19 protein-coding genes and 1 tRNA gene are annotated in these 16986 nt (G+C 71.3%); 13 read left to right on the plus strand and 7 right to left on the minus strand.

Annotation, left to right across the window (positions count from 1 at the left end; translation table 11 throughout):
* Nucleotides 1-71: 71 nt before the first annotated feature.
* A complete protein-coding gene (locus ACIGXP_RS03715; protein ID WP_363214338.1) occupies nucleotides 72-626 on the minus strand; it encodes a hypothetical protein in 555 nt (184 codons plus the stop codon).
* 117 nt (nucleotides 627-743) lie between these two features.
* Here ACIGXP_RS03715 and tsaB point away from each other — a divergent pair, with 117 nt between their 5' ends.
* From tsaB to ACIGXP_RS03740, 5 genes are all read left to right on the plus strand, one after another.
* Nucleotides 744-1400, plus strand: coding sequence for a tRNA (adenosine(37)-N6)-threonylcarbamoyltransferase complex dimerization subunit type 1 TsaB (gene tsaB / locus ACIGXP_RS03720; protein WP_363214337.1), 657 nt, complete (start codon nucleotides 744-746; stop codon nucleotides 1398-1400).
* Between the two features lie 17 nt (nucleotides 1401-1417).
* Nucleotides 1418-1891: a ribosomal protein S18-alanine N-acetyltransferase gene (gene rimI, locus ACIGXP_RS03725; protein WP_363214409.1), complete on the plus strand. Its 474-nt coding sequence runs from the start codon at nucleotides 1418-1420 to the stop codon at nucleotides 1889-1891.
* Nucleotides 1884-2972, plus strand: a complete 1089-nt coding sequence (tsaD, locus tag ACIGXP_RS03730) for a tRNA (adenosine(37)-N6)-threonylcarbamoyltransferase complex transferase subunit TsaD (protein ID WP_363214336.1) — start codon at nucleotides 1884-1886, stop codon at nucleotides 2970-2972. The genes rimI and tsaD overlap by 8 nt, the downstream gene beginning before the upstream one ends.
* A complete protein-coding gene (locus ACIGXP_RS03735) occupies nucleotides 2969-3226 on the plus strand; it encodes a hypothetical protein (protein ID WP_363214335.1) in 258 nt (85 codons plus the stop codon). The genes tsaD and ACIGXP_RS03735 overlap by 4 nt, the downstream gene beginning before the upstream one ends.
* Nucleotides 3227-3299: 73 nt before the next feature.
* Nucleotides 3300-3372: transfer RNA gene (locus ACIGXP_RS03740), tRNA-Arg, on the plus strand.
* Nucleotides 3373-3413: 41 nt separating this feature from the next.
* On the opposite strand, the gene ACIGXP_RS03745 is transcribed toward ACIGXP_RS03740, so the two are convergent.
* On the minus strand, nucleotides 3414-4289 hold the full coding sequence (locus ACIGXP_RS03745; protein ID WP_399763644.1) for a hypothetical protein: 876 nt from the start codon (nucleotides 4287-4289) through the stop codon (nucleotides 3414-3416).
* A gap of 269 nt (nucleotides 4290-4558) precedes the next feature.
* Here ACIGXP_RS03745 and ACIGXP_RS03750 point away from each other — a divergent pair, with 269 nt between their 5' ends.
* The 3 genes from ACIGXP_RS03750 (at nucleotide 4559) to ACIGXP_RS03760 (ending at nucleotide 7499) form a co-directional block, all read left to right on the plus strand.
* Nucleotides 4559-5617: an LCP family protein gene (locus tag ACIGXP_RS03750; RefSeq protein ID WP_399763646.1), complete on the plus strand. Its 1059-nt coding sequence runs from the start codon at nucleotides 4559-4561 to the stop codon at nucleotides 5615-5617.
* 111 nt (nucleotides 5618-5728) lie between these two features.
* Entirely contained in the window at nucleotides 5729-6085 is a 357-nt protein-coding gene (locus ACIGXP_RS03755) for a YciI family protein (protein WP_363214330.1), read from the plus strand.
* A 43-nt stretch (nucleotides 6086-6128) separates the two neighbouring features.
* Entirely contained in the window at nucleotides 6129-7499 is a 1371-nt protein-coding gene (locus ACIGXP_RS03760) for an RNA polymerase sigma factor (protein WP_399763648.1), read from the plus strand.
* Here ACIGXP_RS03760 and ACIGXP_RS03765 read toward each other — a convergent pair.
* Nucleotides 7450-8613 (minus strand): class I SAM-dependent methyltransferase, encoded by a 1164-nt coding sequence (locus ACIGXP_RS03765; protein WP_363214329.1) that lies wholly within the window; start codon nucleotides 8611-8613, stop codon nucleotides 7450-7452. The genes ACIGXP_RS03760 and ACIGXP_RS03765 overlap by 50 nt on opposite strands.
* A 90-nt stretch (nucleotides 8614-8703) precedes the next feature.
* Between ACIGXP_RS03765 and ACIGXP_RS03770 the strand changes: the two genes are divergently transcribed.
* The 4 genes from ACIGXP_RS03770 to groL all read left to right on the plus strand — a co-directional run bounded on the left by ACIGXP_RS03770 (nucleotide 8704) and on the right by groL (nucleotide 12923).
* Entirely contained in the window at nucleotides 8704-9615 is a 912-nt protein-coding gene (locus tag ACIGXP_RS03770; RefSeq protein WP_399763653.1) for a polysaccharide deacetylase family protein, read from the plus strand.
* A 143-nt stretch (nucleotides 9616-9758) separates the two neighbouring features.
* Nucleotides 9759-10601: a polysaccharide deacetylase family protein gene (locus ACIGXP_RS03775; RefSeq protein WP_399764811.1), complete on the plus strand. Its 843-nt coding sequence runs from the start codon at nucleotides 9759-9761 to the stop codon at nucleotides 10599-10601.
* 272 nt (nucleotides 10602-10873) lie between these two features.
* Nucleotides 10874-11182: a co-chaperone GroES gene (gene groES / locus ACIGXP_RS03780; protein ID WP_039652762.1), complete on the plus strand. Its 309-nt coding sequence runs from the start codon at nucleotides 10874-10876 to the stop codon at nucleotides 11180-11182.
* 115 nt (nucleotides 11183-11297) lie between these two features.
* Nucleotides 11298-12923 carry a chaperonin GroEL gene (gene groL, locus ACIGXP_RS03785; RefSeq protein ID WP_363214327.1) on the plus strand — a complete coding sequence of 542 codons (1626 nt, stop codon included), beginning with the start codon at nucleotides 11298-11300 and terminating at the stop codon, nucleotides 12921-12923.
* A 79-nt stretch (nucleotides 12924-13002) separates the two neighbouring features.
* On the opposite strand, the gene ACIGXP_RS03790 is transcribed toward groL, so the two are convergent.
* The 3 genes from ACIGXP_RS03790 to ACIGXP_RS03800 all read right to left on the minus strand — a co-directional run bounded on the left by ACIGXP_RS03790 (nucleotide 13003) and on the right by ACIGXP_RS03800 (nucleotide 15302).
* Nucleotides 13003-13710, minus strand: a complete 708-nt coding sequence (locus tag ACIGXP_RS03790; RefSeq protein ID WP_399763656.1) for an ester cyclase — start codon at nucleotides 13708-13710, stop codon at nucleotides 13003-13005.
* 76 nt (nucleotides 13711-13786) lie between these two features.
* A complete protein-coding gene (locus tag ACIGXP_RS03795; RefSeq protein ID WP_363214325.1) occupies nucleotides 13787-14560 on the minus strand; it encodes an SDR family oxidoreductase in 774 nt (257 codons plus the stop codon).
* Nucleotides 14561-14633: 73 nt separating this feature from the next.
* Nucleotides 14634-15302: an MOSC domain-containing protein gene (locus ACIGXP_RS03800; protein WP_399763661.1), complete on the minus strand. Its 669-nt coding sequence runs from the start codon at nucleotides 15300-15302 to the stop codon at nucleotides 14634-14636.
* Between the two features lie 80 nt (nucleotides 15303-15382).
* On the opposite strand from ACIGXP_RS03800, the gene ACIGXP_RS03805 reads away from it, so the two are divergent.
* A complete protein-coding gene (locus ACIGXP_RS03805; RefSeq protein WP_363214323.1) occupies nucleotides 15383-16282 on the plus strand; it encodes a LysR family transcriptional regulator in 900 nt (299 codons plus the stop codon).
* A 115-nt stretch (nucleotides 16283-16397) separates the two neighbouring features.
* Here the strand turns inward: ACIGXP_RS03805 and ACIGXP_RS03810 are convergent, their stop codons facing one another.
* A complete protein-coding gene (locus ACIGXP_RS03810) occupies nucleotides 16398-16727 on the minus strand; it encodes a WhiB family transcriptional regulator (RefSeq protein ID WP_363214322.1) in 330 nt (109 codons plus the stop codon).
* Between the last annotated feature and the right edge of the window lie 259 nt (nucleotides 16728-16986).

The following is a 16986-nucleotide window of genomic DNA, read 5'->3' on the forward strand; positions in this document are numbered from 1 at the left end:
GGCGCGACCGGCCACGACGGCGCCGCAGTCGCGAGACGGCACGACGCGGCACTCCGCGGAGCGCCCGGCGCCTAACGGATCACCACGACCCGCACCCCGATGGTCGCGAAGTCCCACATCGCCCGGCCGTCCGCCCGGCTCTCCCGGATACCCCCCGTCCGTGCGCTCGGGTCGGCCACCGCCCGCGGAGCGGTCGCCGCACTGAACCCGATCGCCAGTCCCTCCACGCTGGTGAACCGCACGACGTGCTCGACGGGAACGCCGTCGGAGCCGGTGACCGCGCTCGAACGGGAGGTGACCCAGTAGGTGCCGACCGGCGGGTCGATGCTGCCCGGGTTCACCCTGAACGTGCGCTGCACCCGGTTCGTCGCGCCGACCAGCCAGACCCGGTCGTCGTCCACCGAGTACACGACCCGTTCACCCTTGCCCGAACCGCGCGGCAGGGCGGTCGGGTCGCGTCGGTCGCGGGGTGCCTTGCCGGCGGCCGCCAGCGGCGGTGCGCCCGCCGCGGGCCTGACGCCCAGGTGCGCCGGTGCGGTCGCGTGGGCCTGGTAGGCGAGGAAACCGACGGCTCCGAGGGCCGCCGCGGTGAGGGCGGCCACGATCCCCGCGCTGGTCCCTGCCACGTGCGCCCACCTCCGCATCGGGTCATATGTCGTACTTCGTACAGACAGACCGTAGCAGCCGGTGACGGTCCGACCCGGACGGCCATGCGTGAGCCGTGGGCGCCGTAGGCTGTTTGCGTGCTCTTGCTCGCTCTGGATACCGCCACCCCCGCCGTCACCGTCGCGCTGCACGACGGCACGGACGTCATCGCCTCGTCGAGTCAGGTGGACGCGCGCCGGCACGGTGAGTTGCTGCTGCCGGCCGTCGACCGTGTGCTCGCCGAGGCCGGGCTCAAGCTGGACGCCGTCACCGGCGTCGTCGTCGGCACCGGGCCCGGCCCCTACACCGGTCTGCGCGTCGGTCTGATGACCGCCGACACCTTCGGCCTGGCCCTCGGCGTCCCGGTGCACGGCGTGTGCACGCTGGACGGCCTCGCCTACGCCGCCGACATCGAAAAGGGCCCCTTCGTCGTGGCGACCGACGCCCGGCGCAAGGAGGTCTACTGGGCGACGTACGCCGACTCCCGGACCCGGCTGACCGACCCGGCCGTGGACCGGCCGGCCGACATCGCCGAGCAGGTCGCGGGTCTCCCGGCGGTCGGCGCCGGCGCGCTGCTCTACCCGGACACGTTCCCGAGCGCCCACGAGCCCGAGCACGTCTCCGCCGCCGCACTCGCCTCGCTCGCGGCCGAGAGGCTGGCCGCCGGTGAGGAGCTGCCGGACCCCCGCCCGCTGTACCTGCGCCGCCCGGACGCCCAGGTCCCCAAGAACTACAAGGTGGTCACCCCGAAGTGACCGTACGACTGCGCGAGATGCGCTGGTGGGACATCGACCCGGTCCTGGAGCTGGAGAAGGACCTGTTCCCCGAGGACGCCTGGTCCCGGGGCATGTTCTGGTCCGAGCTGGCCCACGCGCGGGGGCCGGAGGCGACCCGGCGTTACCTCGTCGCCGAGACCGGCGGCCGTATCGTCGGCTACGCCGGTCTGGTCGCCGCCGGTGAGCAGGGCGACGTCCAGACGATCGCCGTGGCCCGCGACGTGCAGGGCACCGGTCTCGGCGCCCGCCTGCTGGCCGAACTGCTGCGCGCGGCGACCGCGTTCGAGTGCCACGAGGTGATGCTCGAATGCCGGGTCGACAACGTCCGCGCCCAGAAGCTCTACGAGCGCTTCGGCTTCGAGCCGATCGGCTTCCGGCGCGGCTACTACCAGCCGGGCAACGTGGACGCCCTGGTCATGCGCCTGACCGACCCTTCCTCATCAGTACAAGGAACCGAGATCAATGGCTGACGAACCCCTCGTCCTCGGCATCGAGACCTCCTGCGACGAGACCGGCGTCGGCATCGTCCGCGGCACCACCCTGCTGGCGGACGCCGTCGCATCCAGCGTGGACGAGCACGCCCGCTTCGGCGGTGTCGTACCCGAGGTGGCGTCCCGCGCGCACCTGGAGGCGATGGTGCCGACCATCGACCGCGCCCTGAAGGAGGCGGGGGTCAGCGCCCGGGACCTGGACGGCATCGCGGTGACCGCCGGTCCCGGTCTCGCGGGTGCCCTGCTCGTCGGCGTCTCGGCGGCCAAGGCGTACGCCTACGCCCTCGGCAAGCCCCTGTACGGCGTCAACCACCTCGCCTCGCACATCTGCGTCGACCAGCTGGAGCACGGCCCGCTGCCCGAGCCGACGATGGCCCTGCTGGTCAGCGGCGGGCACTCGTCCCTGCTGCTGTCCGAGGACATCACCTCGGACGTCCGCCCCATGGGCGCGACCATCGACGACGCGGCCGGCGAGGCGTTCGACAAGATCGCCCGCGTGCTGAACCTGGGCTTCCCCGGCGGCCCGGTCATCGACCGGTACGCGCGCGAGGGCGACCCGGAGGCGATCGCCTTCCCGCGCGGCCTGACCGGCCCGCGCGACCCCGCGTACGACTTCTCCTTCTCGGGCCTGAAGACCGCCGTGGCCCGCTGGATCGAGGCCAAGCGCGCGGCCGGCGAGGAGGTCCCGGTCCGTGACGTGGCCGCGTCCTTCCAGGAGGCCGTCGTCGACGTGCTGACCCGCAAGGCCGTCCGCGCCTGCAAGGACGAGGGCGTCGACCATCTGATGATCGGCGGCGGTGTCGCGGCCAACTCCCGGCTGCGGGCGCTCGCACAGGAGCGCTGCGAGGCGGCCGGCATCCGGCTGCGCGTGCCGCGCCCCAAGCTGTGCACGGACAACGGCGCGATGGTCGCCGCGCTCGGCGCCGAGATGGTCGCCCGGAACCGGTCCGCCTCCAGCTGGGACCTGTCGGCCGACTCCTCCCTGCCGGTCACGGACCCGCACGTCCCGGGCAACCACGACCATGTGCACGAGGTCAGCAAGGAGAACCTGTACTCATGACCGTCGCCCTGATGTGGGAGGCCCGGGCGGCCGACGGGCGGGGGGCGGAACTCCTCGCCTGGGCACGGGAACAGCGCCTGGCGGAAGAGCCGCTCAGGCGCGAGACCTTCCGGGCGCCGCAGGACCGGGTGCTGGTCATCACGTGGTGGGACACGTCGTACGACGCAGAGCTGCCCGAACTGCCCGAACCCGACCCGGAGTTGGTGACCCGGGCCGTGCACCGCTGGCGGTTCGAGTCGGTGGCGGACGGCTGAGTTTGGCGGCCCCGGCCGGACTGCGCTATGATCATCACACAGCGAACGGCCGGAACACCGGATCGGACGCAGTGCGTTGGTGGTCCAAGGAAAGACGTCCCGCTTCCTGCGGGGAGATGCAGGTGCAAGGCCTGCCCGGCGCTCCATACGAAACCCGCTCCCGGTGCTCCGGGGGCGGGTTTCGCCGTTACGGCCGGCCGGACCGCTGCGGCTGTACCGGCTCCGCCGCGGAGTTCGTGAACCGCACCGCCGCCCGCCGCTCCTTGAGCTGTGCGTATGCCATCAGCCCGAACAGCACCGCCAGGAGCACGACCGACGAACCGAGCGTCCCCAGGTCCAGACCGCCCTTGGCGACCGGCTTGGTGAGGAAGTCGCCGGCCGTCGCACCCAGCGGGCGGGTCAGCACGAACGCGATCCAGAACAGCAGGACGTTCGGCACCGCCGGGACCTTCATCAGCGCCACCAGCACCAGCAGCACACCGGTCACCAGCGCCGCACCGCCCAGGTAGCCGAGCCCTGAGCTGTCGGACAGGAAGTCGCCCATGGAGGTGCCGAGGGTGTTGGAGACCAGGATCGCCGACCAGAACAGGGCCTCGCCCCTGAAGGTGACGATCTCGGTGATCTGGAAGGTCATCCCGCTCAGCTTCCAGCCGAGGAAGATCAGCAGCAGGATCGAGACCAGGATCGCGGCGCCCTCCGGATAGCCGAGGCCCAGCCCCTGCGGGCCCCAGCCCAGCCGCGTCGCGCCGTTCGAGAGATAGCGGGCGCTGGCGTCCCGGTTCATGAAGTCGGACATCGTGGTGCCGGCCATGGAGGTCGACAGGATCACGGTCCAGTAGAAGAACGGGTTGTAGCGCGCCGAGCGCAGCTGGACCACCAGTGTCACCACGAAGACCAGGAACAGGGCGATGGTGGTGAGGAAGTAGCCGAGCTCGAGGGTCTGGGCGAACAGGTCTCCCGCGGTCTCGCCCAGGGTCGTCGCCGCGATCTTCATGATCCAGAACGCGAGGGTGACCTCGGGCAGTTTCTTCATGACGGATGTCGTCGTCGAGGGCGTCGTCAAGGCTGTTGCTCCTGTGAGGGGGGTTCAGGTGATCAACGACCCTGTCAGGGGCAACCTGAAACCATCCTGAACGCCCGTGTCAGGGGTCTTGCGGAAGCGCGGTCACTGTGCTTCCGCCGTGGCTCAATACGTTCCCCCCGGCCCCCGAGGTTCAATCAGTTCGCGACGCGGCCGGCCGGCGGGACGCGCCCGGGGCGCACGGTCGAAGAAATCCGATTCTCACGGCTTCCGCTAACAAGCCCCTAATAATTCGGACTTACGTTCCTGCCGTGACGCGACACAAGGAGCAACGCGAGGAGCAGGGCGACGCGGGCGGACGGGCGGGCCGGCGGTCGAGGGCGCTGAAGATCGCCGGCCTCACCCTGACGGGCACCCTGGTGCTGGGCGCGGGCGTCGTGGGCTGGGCGTACCGGCACCTGAACCACAACATCAAAAGCGTCGACATCAACAGCGCGCTCGGCGACGACCGGCCCGCCCGGGCGGTGATCACCCCCTCCCCGGCCGCCGCCTCCCCGCTGCCGACCGGCTCCCTGAACATCCTGGTCCTCGGCTCGGACTCGCGCAGCGGCAAGGCCAACCAGGAACTCGGCGGCGGTGACAGCTCCGGCGCGCGCTCCGACACGGCGATGGTCGTGCACATCGACGCGGGCCGTACCCGGGCGACCGTCGTCAGCATCCCGCGCGACACCCTCGTCACCCGCCCGTCCTGCCCGCTCGCATCCGGCGGCTCGACGGCGGTGGCCCACGGCGCGATGTTCAACACCGCGTACGAGGTGGGCGGCCCGGTCTGCGCCGTCAAGACGGTCGAGTCGATGACGAACGTCCGCATGGACCACTACGTCGAGATCGACTTCTCCGGCTTCGCGAAGCTGGTGGACGCGGTCGGCGGGGTCGACGTCACCACCGCGCAGGACATCGACGACGACGAGAGTCATCTGCACCTGGCGGCCGGCCCCCATCACCTCGACGGCAGACAGGCCCTCGCGTTCGCCCGCACCCGGTACGGCGTGGGCGACGGCAGCGACCTCGGCCGCATAGGGCTGCAACAGCAGCTGGTGAAGGCCCTGTTGGCGCAGATGGCCGCCACGAACCTGCTCACCGACCCGGCCGGGCTGTACCGGGCCGCCGACGCGGTCACCGCCGGCCTCACCACCGACACCGGCCTTGACTCCCTGAGCGAGCTGATGCGGCTCGGCCAGAGCCTTGAGGGCCTGACCGCCGACCATGTGAGGACGGTGATGATGCCGGTCGTCCCGGCACCCTCCGACCACAACCGGGTGGTGGCGAACGAACCGACGGCGAGCGAGCTGTGGGCGTCCCTGCGCTGACGGAAAATTCCCCGAAGTTTTCTCGCGGGAGTGTCGATCCCGGGGTCGCCCGTTCGACGCAGGGGTGAGCGGCGGGGAGCGGCCCCGCCGCCCTGATCCCGAGGAGTCACCATGCCCCGCTACCTGTCGCTCGTGCGCATCGACGAGTCCTCCGCCCCCGCCGAGGGTCCCAGCGAGGAGCTGATGCGGCGGATGGGCGAGCTGATCGAGGAGGTCACCAAAGCCGGCGTCATGCTCGACACCGCCGGGCTCACCCCGTCCGCCCAGGGCACCCGGGTGCGCTGGGAGGGCGGCCGGATCTCCGTCACCGACGGCCCGTTCACCGAGTCCAAGGAGGTCATCGGCGGCTACGCGCTCATGCAGTGCAAGGACAAGGCCGAGGCGCTGGAGTGGGCGAAGCGGTTCCTGCAGGTCCACGAGGACTTCTGGACCGTGACCTGTGAGGTGCGGGAGATCGCCGAGGGCTGAGCCGCTGGCGCCGCGCCGCACCGGGGGTGTTGCATGGTGGGCTGTGGAATCACAGCCCACCGAGCGACAGCCCGCCGCGTCACGGCCCGCCGAGCGACAGCCCGCCGGACCCGCCGCCCAGGCCATCGAGACCGTCTTCCGCCTGGAGTCGCCCCGCGTCATCGCCGGGGTGGCCCGGATCGTCCGGGACGTCGGCATCGCCGAGGAACTGGCGCAGGACGCCCTGGTCGCCGCCCTGGAGCAGTGGCCACGCGACGGTGTGCCCGACAACCCCGGCGCCTGGCTCATGACCGCCGCCCGGCGCCGGGCCGTCGATCTCGTCCGGCGCCGCGAGACCTACGCCCGCAAGCTGCAGGAGATCGGCCGGGACCGCACGCTGTCGTCCCCGCCGCCGTACGACGAGCCCGCCGACCCGGACGAGATCGACGACGACCTGCTCCGGCTGGTCTTCACCGCCTGCCACCCGGTGCTGTCCCCGGACGCCCGCACCGCGCTCACCCTGCGCCTGCTCGGCGGCCTGAGCACGGCCGAGATCGCCCGCGCGTACCTCGTCCCGGAGCCGACGATCGCCCAGCGCGTCGTCCGTGCCAAACGCACCCTGGCGAAGAAGAACATCGCCTTCGAGGTGCCCTGCGGCCCCGAACGCGAGGCCCGCCTCGGCTCCGTCCTGGACGTCATCTACCTGATCTTCAACGAGGGGTACGCGGCGACCGCGGGCGACGACCTGCTGCGCCCCGGCCTGTGCGAGGACGCGCTGCGGCTGGCCCGTGTGCTGTCCGCGCTGATGCCCAAGGAACCGGAGGTGCACGCCCTGGCCGCGCTGCTGGAGTTCCAGGCGTCCCGCACCGCCGCCCGCACGGGTCCGGACGGAGAGCCCGTCCTGCTCAAGGACCAGAACCGCCGCCGGTGGAACCGCATGCTCATCGCCCGCGGCGTCCAGGCCCTCGACCGGGCCGGCGCCACGGCGACCGGCGCCCCGGGCCGCTACGCCCTCCAGGCGGCCATCGCCGCGTGCCACGCCCATGCGTACACCTACGAGGAGACCGACTGGCGGACCATCGCCACCCTGTACGGCCTGCTGGCCACCCGTGCCCCGTCCCCGGTGGTCGAGCTGAACCGCGCGGTCGCCGTGTCGATGGCCGACGGCCCCGCCGAGGGCCTGAGGCTGGTGGACGCCCTGGCCGCCGAACCCGCCCTGCGCGACTACCACCTGCTGCCCAGCGTCCGCGGTGACCTGCTGGCCCGGCTCGGGCGGCGGGCGGAGGCCCGCGCGGAGTTCGAGCGGGCGGCCGGCCTGGCACGCAACGACAAGGAACGGGAACTGCTGCTGCGCCGGGCAGGCGAGACGCCGTCCCAGGCCTTGTCTAGGCGGGCCGGCCCACGAGCATCGTGGGTGCCCCGGCGACCCGGGTGAGGAACACCGTTGCCGCGTTCGGTCCCTGCGGCTTGACCTTCCGGCGCAGTTCCTCCGGCTCGACCGCCGACCCGCGCTTCTTCACGGTCAGCGTCCCGACCTCGCGCTCGCGCAGCAGGGCCTTCAGCTTCTTGACGTTGAACGGCAGTTGGTCGCTGATCTCGTAGGCGGAGGCGTACGGCGTGGGCCGCAGCTCGTCGGCGGTGACGTAGGCGATCGTCGGGTCGATCAGCCCGCCGTCCAGGTGTTCGGCCACCTCGGCGACCAGATGGGCGCGGATCACGGCACCGTCCGGCTCGTACAGGTACCGCCCCACCGGGCGCATCCCGGGATCGGGCAGGCCGCGGCCGAGCAGCGTGCGCGGGCCGGGCAGCAGCGTGGCGCGGACCGCCCCCGGTGCCCCCGTCCCGAACCACAGCACCGCCTCCTTCACATCGCCGCCGTCGGAGATCCACTCCGCCTCGGCCTCGGCGGGGACCGCCTCGTGGGGGATGCCCGGGGCGATCTTCAGCGCGGCCGTCCCGGCGGCCGAGGCGGCTGCCACCGCCCAGGACAGTGGCGGCGAGTAGGCCTCCGGGTCGAAGATCCTGCCGCGGCCCCCGCGGCGCGCCGGATCCACGAAGACCGCGTCGTACCCGGCGGTGTCCACCTCCGTGACGTCCGCCTCGCGCACCTCGATCAGCTCGTCCAGCCCCAGCGCCCCGGCGTTCGCCCGGGCCACCGCGGCCGTCACCGGATCCCGGTCCACGGCGAGCACCCGGATCCCCGCCCGGGCGAACGCGATCGCGTCGCCGCCGATCCCGCAGCACAGGTCGGCCACGGAGGTCACGCCGAGCCCCTTGAGCCGCTCCGCGCGGTACGTCGCCACGCTGGTCCGGGTCGACTGCTCGACCCCGTTCGGCGTGAAGAACATCCGCCCCGCGTCCGCCGCCCCGAACTTCGCCGCCGCGCGCTGTCGCAGCCGGGCCTGGCCGAGCGCGGCCGACACCAGCTCGGCGGGATGGTCGCGGCGCAACCGGGTGGCGACGGCGAGTTCGTCCGCCGGAGCGGTGTCGCGGACCTCGTCGAGGAGGGCACGGCCTTCGGGGGTGAGGAGCAGAGCGAGGTCGTTCACCGGGTCATTGTGGGCCAGTCGGTGGATCGTGCGCCTCCGGCGGCGGTGTCGGCCCGGGATCCGGGCTCCGGCCTGGGAGTATCCGACGCCATGCGACTAATCGTACAAAACGATAAAAATCAGATTCATGCCGGACGTTCGTTCCTCGTCCGGGGATCCGCCGTGCTGGTCTGCGCCGCACTCCTCGCCGGCTGCGCGGGTCCCGACGCGAGCAGCCCCGCGCGCGGCCCGGGCGCCCCCGCGCAGGCCCTGAGCCCCCGGGCCCGCCAGGCGGCCGAACACGCCCGGCTGGTCGCCGCCGCCCGGCGCTGGGGACTGGACGAGGTCCCGCTGACGCCGCCGCCCCCGCCCGCGAAGAAGCCGCACATCACCGCCCGGGACGGCTTCGAGGTGGACCACCAGGAGGACTGGGAGCTGCCCCCTGTCTTCACCACGATCCCGACCAAGCAGAAGATCGTCTTCCTCACGATCGACGACGGTTCGGAGAAGGATCCGGACTTCCTGCGGATGATGCGGGACCTGAAGATCCCGTACACCGCCTTCCTCAGCAACTACCTGGTCGACGACGACTACGGGTACTTCCGCAGGATGCAGTCCTACGGCCACACCCTCAACAACCACACCCTGCACCATCCCTACCTGCCGGGCCTGTCCTACGAGGAGCAGCGGGACGAGATCTGCGGCATGCAGGACATCATGGAGAGACAGTTCGGCAAGCGTCCGACGGTCTTCCGCCCGCCGTACGGCGACTACAACCAGGACACCCTGCGCGCCGCCAAGGCCTGCGGCATCCGCTACGCGCCGATCTGGAACGAGGAGGTCTTCGTCGACCACTGGGAGTACCGCGAGGACGACCAGAAGATGCGCCGCGGCGACATCGTCCTCACCCACTTCCGAGGCCGCTCCGACTGGAACGGCACGATGATCGACGACATGCGCCGCTTCCTGAACAAGGTCACCCGCGAGGGCTACGCCGTGGCCCGCCTGGAGGACTACCTGTGAGCCACGGGGGGAGCGGCGAGGGGCAGGCGGAGGGGAGGGCGGGCTCCGGCGGCCCGGTGCGGGTGCGGGGGAGCGCGGGGCGCGGCGGCCTGCGGGCGCGGTACGTCCGGGACGCGGGACGTGTTCCGGCCGCCGGCGAGGGGGTGCCGGCCAGGGGCGGAGGGGGGCGTCTCGGCCGGGGTCTGGCCGTGCTGCTCGCGTCGGCCCTCCTCCTGACCGGCTGTGCCCAGTCCGTCGACCCGATCGAGCGCCTCGGCAAGAAGGCGGCCGAGGGCGTACACCCGACCGGCCCCGCCCCCGACCGGCCCTACCTCCGCTGGGGGCTGACCGAGCCCCTCGCCCGCCCGCCGCGCCGCGCCGCCCGCACGCTGGCCCTCGCCCCGCACACCGCCGGCCGCGTCCTGCCCCGCGTCATGGACCACGTCCCCACCCGTGACCGGGTCGTGTTCCTGACCTACGACGACGGCGCCGACAAGGACCCCCGCTTCGTCGACATGGTCCGCGAACTCCGGCTGCCCGTCAGCATGTTCCTCACCGACAGTGCCGCCGGCCCCGGCTACGGCCACTTCGCCCGCCTGCACCGGCTGGGCGCCGGCATCGAGAACCACACCCTCGACCACCGCGCGCTGTCCGGGCTGCCCTACGCCGGCCAGCGTGCCGAGATCTGCGGCCAGCAGGACCGGCTCGGCTCCCGCCTCGGCCTGCGTCCCCACCTCTTCCGCCCGCCGTACGGCTCGTACGACACCACCACCTTGCGCGCGGCCTCCGACTGCGGCATCTCCGCACTCGTCCTCTGGCGCACCGCCGTGACCCCGACCGACCTCGTCTACACCCACGGCCCGCACCATCTCCGCCCCGGCGACATCATCCTGATCGGCCCGGACGAGACAACGGGCCCGAGCCTGCGGGAGCGCACGACGAGGGTGCTCCGCAGGGTGCAGCAGAGGGGCCTGACGGTGGGGAGCCTCGAAAACTACCTGCAATGAACAGCCCGTCCGGCGGGGAGACCCCGGGAGGGCGGGGCAGCCCCGGGCCACCGAAGAACGCCGGCGCCGACGAAGAAACGGCCGACGCGCCGCACGGCATTGGCACTCCGCTTGACCGAGTGCTAACCGCAGTCATAGTCTCGGCTCTGGCACTCCCCACTGGAGAGTGCCAAAAAAGCGACGGGCAGGTCCGGCACCCGCGACGACGGATCGACCTGGTCGCCACCTCAGACAGTTAACCCCGTGAGATCTCCGAAGGGGGAGGTCGGATCGTGACGACCGCCAGCTCCAAGGTTGCCATCAAGCCGCTCGAGGACCGCATCGTGGTCCAGCCGCTGGACGCCGAGCAGACCACGGCCTCTGGCCTGGTCATCCCGGACACCGCGAAGGAGAAGCCCCAGGAGGGCGCCGTCCTCGCCGTGGGCCCGGGCCGGTTCGAGAACGGCGAGCGCCTTCCGCTCGACGTCAAGGTCGGCGACGTCGTCCTGTACAGCAAGTACGGCGGCACCGAGGTGAAGTACAACGGCGAGGAGTACCTCGTCCTCTCGGCTCGCGACGTTCTCGCGATCATCGAGAAGTAACTCCACCTCGAAGTTTCTGAGCTGCGCCCCTGGCCCCCCGCGACCGATAAGAAGCCGGGCGCCCGGGGCGCAGTTGTCTTGTCACCCATAGATTTCCGAGAGGGCTCCCGCTGTCATGGCGAAGATCCTGAAGTTCGACGAGGACGCCCGTCGCGCCCTCGAGCGCGGCGTCAACAAGCTGGCCGACACGGTGAAGGTGACGATCGGCCCCCGTGGCCGCAACGTCGTCATCGACAAGAAGTTCGGCGCCCCCACCATCACCAACGACGGTGTCACGATCGCCCGCGAGGTCGAGATCGAGGACCCGTACGAGAACCTCGGCGCGCAGCTGGTGAAGGAGGTGGCGACCAAGACCAACGACATCGCGGGTGACGGCACCACCACCGCCACCGTCCTCGCCCAGGCGCTGGTCCGTGAGGGCCTGAAGAACGTCGCCGCCGGCGCCTCCCCGGCCGCCCTGAAGAAGGGCATCGACGCCGCCGTCAAGGCCGTCTCCGACGACCTGCTGGCTTCCGCCCGCCCGATCGACGAGAAGTCCGACATCGCCGCCGTCGCCGCGCTGTCCGCCCAGGACCAGCAGGTCGGCGAGCTGATCGCCGAGGCGATGGACAAGGTCGGCAAGGACGGTGTCATCACCGTCGAGGAGTCCAACACCTTCGGTCTGGAGCTGGACTTCACCGAGGGCATGGCCTTCGACAAGGGCTACCTGTCGCCGTACTTCGTGACGGACCAGGAGCGCATGGAGGCCGTCCTCGACGACCCGTACATCCTCATCAACCAGGGCAAGATCAGCTCCATCCAGGACCTGCTGCCGCTGCTGGAGAAGGTCATCCAGGCCGGCGCCTCCAAGCCGCTGCTGATCATCGCCGAGGACGTCGAGGGCGAGGCCCTGTCGACCCTGGTCGTCAACAAGATCCGCGGCACCTTCAACGCCGTCGCGGTGAAGGCTCCCGGCTTCGGCGACCGCCGCAAGGCGATGCTGCAGGACATGGCGATCCTCACCGGCGCCACCGTCATCTCCGAGGAGGTCGGCCTCAAGCTCGACCAGGTCGGCCTGGACGTGCTCGGCTCCGCCCGCCGCGTCACCGTCACCAAGGACGACACCACCATCGTCGAGGGTGCCGGCAAGCAGGAGGACCTGACGGGCCGCGTCGCCCAGATCAAGGCCGAGATCGAGAACACCGACTCCGACTGGGACCGCGAGAAGCTCCAGGAGCGCCTCGCGAAGCTGGCCGGCGGCGTGTGCGTGATCAAGGTCGGCGCCGCCACCGAGGTGGAGCTGAAGGAGAAGAAGCACCGTCTGGAGGACGCCATCTCCGCGACCCGCGCCGCGGTCGAGGAGGGCATCGTCTCCGGTGGTGGCTCCGCGCTGGTCCACTCCTCCAAGGTCCTGGAGGGCAACCTCGACAAGACCGGCGACGAGGCCACCGGTGTCGCGGTCGTCCGCAACGCCGTGGTCGAGCCGCTGCGCTGGATCGGCGAGAACGCCGGCCAGGAGGGCTACGTCATCGTCTCCAAGGTCAAGGACCTGGAGAAGGGGCAGGGCTACAACGCCGCCACCGGCGAGTACGGCGACCTGGTCAAGGCCGGTGTCATCGACCCGGTGAAGGTCACCCGCTCCGCCCTGGAGAACGCCGCCTCCATCGCCTCCCTGCTGCTCACGACCGAGACCCTGGTCGTCGAGAAGAAGGAAGAGGAAGAGCCGGCCGCCGCGGGCCACGGCCACGGCCACGCCCACTGAGCCAAGCGCTCCTGACGAAGGCCCGGCACCCGCCACGGTGCCGGGCCTTCGCCCTGTCCGGACCGCGGCAGGAAGTCCTTCACTGCTCCAACTCGTCCAGTGCACCGAGTTGTTGCATCAGCCCGAGCTGGTCGTGCTGCCACCACATCTCGGCGATCTTTCCGTCGTCGCCGAAGCGGAACAGCGTCATCCCGGTCATGGTGACCTGACGGCCGGTGGACCCGATCCCGAGGAAGTCGCCCTTGTGCGTGGCGTTCCAGGTCCACCGCGCGCAAGCCCGGTCGCCCTGGGCGAGCACGTCCTCGACCGTGAACGTGAAGTCGAAGGCGGCGCGCCACATCCGGTACTCGGCGCGGGCGTTGTCCAGGCCGATGGTGTCCTGCGGGTTCACCGGGTCGTGGCTGTGGATGTCCTCGTTCAGCAGGTTGTTGAGCGGCGCCAGCTCGCCCGCGGTCTGAAGCTCTTCGAAGAACCGCCGCACGGTGTCCTCGGCCAGCCGCTCGTCCCGCACCACGTCCAGATCGGTGAACGTCGGCATCTCGTCGCACAGCGCGACCATCTCCTGGAAGATCCTGTCGGTCTCCGGGAGGTTCGAGTTCCGCATCGCCTCCTCGTACGACGGGAACTCCACCACTTCGACGATGTGTGCCGCGTCCGAGCGGTCCTTGCCGACCAGCGCGTGCGTCGCCGTCCGCTTCCCCTTGGTCTGCTCGACCCAGTCGTCCATGAGCCGGTTCATCTCGTCCAGCCGGCTCGTCCTGCACTCGATGAGCTGTACGAAGGTCATGACGCCGCCTCCCGGCCCCCCTGACCCGGTTGTGTCACGCTCATTTTCGCACCGGGACGGCAGCGCCACCCGTCCGCTACCGGGGCCCGTACTTGCGTCCGGTCCGGGAGGAGATCCCGCCCATCAGTCCGCGCGGGGTGACCTTCACCAGGCCCATCAGCGCCTTGTAGCGCGGGTCGGGGATCGACAACGACTTCCCGCGCGCCAGGTCGGCCAGAGCCGTAGCGACCAGCTTGTCGGCGTCCAGCCACATCCACCCCGGGATGTTGTCCGTGCCCATCCCGGCCCGCTGGTGGAACTCGGTGCGCACGAAGCCGGGGCACAGGGCCATCAGGCGTACGCCGCTGCCGGCCAGGTCCTTGGCCGCGCCCTGCGTGAACTGCACGACCCATGCCTTGGAAGCGCCGTAGGTGCCCCGCGGCACGAAGGCGGCCACGGAGGCGACATTGACGATCCCGCCCCGGCCGCGCTCGCGCATCGCCTCGGCCGCCGCCGACGTCAGCCGGAGCACGGCCTCGCAGTGCACCTTGAGCATCCGCAGCTCATCGGCCATGGGCACCTCCAGATAGCGGCCCTTGTTGCCGAAGCCTGCGTTGTTGACCAGCAGGTCGACCGGGTTCTTCCGGTCGCCGAGGCGGTCGGCCACCGACTCGATGCCCTTGTCCTCGGACAGGTCGGCGGTCAGCACCTCCACCTCGATGCCGTGCCGGTCGTGCAGTTCGGTCGCCTGTTCGCGCAGCCGTTTGGTGTCCCGTGCCACCAGGACGAGGTCGTGCCCGTCAGCCGCCAGCCGCCGCGCGAACGCGGCGCCGATCCCCGCGGTCGATCCCGTAATCAGAGCCGTTGTCATGGCCCAAGGGTAGTGACCGCGAGCGCGCGCGTCCGCTGGCCGGGGCCCGGACGGCGGCCCGGCCGACGGCCGCTCAGCCCTGCTGCGCCGCCACGTACTTGCGCGCCGCGGCCAGTGTCTCCGCGTGCAGCGCCTCGCCCGCCGCGAGCAGCCGCGGCAGCAGTTCCCGCTCGGTGGTGACCGCGCGGAACTGCATCGCCGCCGTCACGCCGTGGTCCGGACGGTGCACGATCTCGATCGGATCGCCCGCCCGTATCTCGCCCGGCTCGATCACCCGGAGGTAGGCACCCGTTGAGCCCTTCTGCGTGAACCTCTTGACCCAGCCGCGCTCGCCCAGATGGCCCTGGAACGTACGGCACGGGATCCGGCCCGAGGTCACCTCCAGGACCGGTCCGGCCCCGATCCGCCAGCGCTCGCCGATCAGCGCCCCGGAGACGTCCAGTCCGTCCGTCGTCAGGTTCTCCCCGAAGCAGCCGTTGGCCAGCGACCGGCCCAGTTCGCGCTCCCAGCCGTCGAGGTCCTCGCGCGCGTAGGCGTACACCGCCTGGTCGTCCCCGCCGTGGTGGCGCAGTTCGCACACCGCGTCCCCGGCCAGCCCGCTGCCGCCGAGCCCCTTGGGGCCGGGCGCCGTCACCCGCACCGGCCCGTCGGCCGGCTTCTTGTCGATGCCCGTCACGCCCTCCCGCTGGTCCGTGTACGGCACCGGCTGCGGGCGGCCCAGATTGACCGTGAGAACCCTCATGCCCGCACGGTACGGGACGCCGCCTCAAAGCATCGAGCGAATATCGCGCGCCGTCCCCAAGCATCCCTTATGCTCGAAGGGTGATCGAGGCTCGACATCTCCGCGTCCTGCGCGCCGTCGCCACCACCGGTTCCTTCTCGGCGGCGGGGCGCGAACTGGGCTGCACCCAGCCCGCCGTCAGCCAGCAGATGAAGGCCCTGGAGACCTCGGTCGGCACCCCGCTGCTGGTCCGCAGCGGCCGCGAGATGCGGCTGACCCAGGCCGGGGAAGCCCTGGTCAGGCACGCCTCCGGCATCCTCGCCGGGCTCACCGCGGCCGAGGAGGAGGTCGCCGCCATCGCCGGCCTGCGCGCCGGGCGGGTCCGGCTGGTCTCCTTCCCGAGCGGCACGTCCACCCTGGTCCCCACCGCCCTCGCCGCCCTGCGCGCCGCCCACCCCGGCACCCGCGTGTCCCTGGAGGAGGCCGAGCCCCCGAAGTCCGCCGAGCTGCTGCGCGAGGGCGACTGCGATCTGGCGCTGGCCTTCCGCTACGAGGGCGCGGCGGTCGCCGAGGAGTGGGACGATTTGGTCGTACGGCCCCTGCTGACGGACCGTCTGGTCGCGCTCGTCCCGGAGCGGCACCGCCTGGCACGCGCACAGTCCGTCGCCATCGGCGAGCTGGCCCAGGATCCGTGGATCGCGGGCTGCCCGCGCTGCCGCGGCCAGTTGGTCGAGGTCTGCGAGGGGGCCGGTTTCACGCCGCGCATCGACTTCGCCACGGACGACTACCCGGCGGTGGCCGGCCTGGTCGGCGCCGGCCTGGGGGTCGCCGTACTGCCGCAACTGGCGGTGGAGTCGGTACGGCCCAGGGGCGTGCGGGCCGTACGGCTGGAGCCGGCGGTGCGGCGCGAGATCGTCGCCCTCACCCTGCCCGACCTGGCGCAGGTACCGGCGGTGGCGGCGACGCTGGAACAGCTGGCCCGGGCGGCCGGGCGCTCCTAGAGCCTGTCCGGCACCACCCCCAGGAGCCCGCGGCAGAATCAAGGGCACGCGCGCGGCGTGCCCTGGTGGAGGGGGAACAGCGCACCCCGGGGGCCCTGGGTGCAGAAACGTTACTTCAGTGGTTGCGGGCCGTGTCCGCGCCGGCGGCCGAGGCCGTCACCAGGCGGTTGCGCGCGCGCCCCATCAGCTCCTCACGCTCGTCCTCGGTCAGGCCGCCCCACACGCCGTACGGCTCGCGCACCGCCAGCGCATGCGCCGCGCATTCCGCGCGCACGGGGCACCTCATGCAGACCTCCTTGGCCGAGTTCTCGCGAGCGCTCCGAGCCGCCCCGCGCTCGCCCTCAGGGTGGAAGAAGAGCGAGCTGTCCACGCCGCGGCAGGCAGCCAGCAGCTGCCAGTCCCACAGGTCCGCGTTCGGTCCGGGAAGGCGGGAGAAATCTGCCATTACGTGACCCCTTGTAGCCGTTCTGAGCGGATACGGTGCCAACGACCGTACATCTCCGGTCTAAGGAGATGAAAATATGACTCATTGCGAATCTAGCCTCAGACACCACGAAACGGGAAGAAAAGAGGCCAAATGGGGCATAGTTGTGATGAAAAGTTGAGGGTCTGTCGTCCATGTCTGCTCTGTATCGAGGCCCTCACGTAGAGTGCCGAAGACGGCACGATGCCCCGTAACTCTTTCGAGTGACCGTCGTTGAGAG

The organism is Streptomyces sp. NPDC053069 (genome assembly GCF_044546895.1).
In the GTDB taxonomy this organism is placed as follows: domain Bacteria; phylum Actinomycetota; class Actinomycetes; order Streptomycetales; family Streptomycetaceae; genus Streptomyces.